Origin of the sequence: Streptomyces albipurpureus, from assembly GCF_023701525.1 — a bacterium.
Lineage (GTDB): Bacteria > Actinomycetota > Actinomycetes > Streptomycetales > Streptomycetaceae > Streptomyces > Streptomyces albipurpureus.
Genome location: NZ_JAMQAW010000120.1, coordinates 1 through 807, shown reverse-complemented (window position 1 = coordinate 807; position 807 = coordinate 1). Strand labels below are relative to the sequence as shown.

Genomic DNA, 807 nt, shown 5'->3' with positions numbered 1-807 from the left:
TGTCTTTGAGGACCAGCAGCTCACCTACCGGGAGTTGAATGCGCGGGCGAATCGGCTGGCTCGGTATTTGGTTGGTCGGGGTGTGGGGCGGGAGCGGGGTGTTGCGGTGTGGATGGAGCGTTCTGTTGATCTGATCGTGGCTCTGCTGGCGGTGGTCAAGGCGGGTGGGTTCTATGTTCCGGTGCATGAGGGGTATCCGGCGGAGCGGCGGCGGTTTGTGCTGGATGACAGTGCGGCGGTGGTGCTGTTGACGGACCGGCCGGAGCAGGCGCGTGTCTTCTGTGGCGGGCTTCCGGTCGTGGCGCTGGGCGTGGATGCGGTTGGGTGGGCTGGTCTGGATGCGACCGATCTGGATGCGACCGATGTGGGCTTGCCGGTGGGTGGGGATCAGTTGGTGTATGTGATGTATACCTCTGGGTCCAGTGGGGTGCCGAAGGGGGTGGGTGCCACGCATCGGGGTGTGGTGGGGCTGGCTCGGGATGGATGCTGGCTGGGTGGGGTGCATGAGCGGGTGTTGATGCATGCGCCGCATGCCTTTGATGTGTCCGGCTATGAGGTGTGGGTGCCCTTGTTGTCCGGCGGGCGGGTCGTCCTTGCTCCGAATGAGCAGATCGACGGGGCGGCGATCCGTCGTCTGACTGGTGGTGGTCAGGTCGGTGCGGTGCATGTGACCGCGGGCTTGTTTCGGGTGATCGCGGAGGGCGACCCGTCCTGCTTCGAGGGTGTGCATCAGGTCCTGACCGGCGGGGATGTCGTCTCTGCGACCGCGGTGCGTCGGGTTCTTGAGGCCTGCCCGGAGGTGACGGT

1 protein-coding gene is annotated in these 807 nt (G+C 65.6%); it reads left to right on the top strand.

Annotated elements, in window-relative coordinates:
* Window positions 1-34: 34 nt before the first annotated feature.
* A partial coding sequence (locus NBG84_RS39965; RefSeq protein ID WP_250924655.1) for an AMP-binding protein occupies window positions 35-807 on the top strand: 773 nt, incomplete at its 3' end.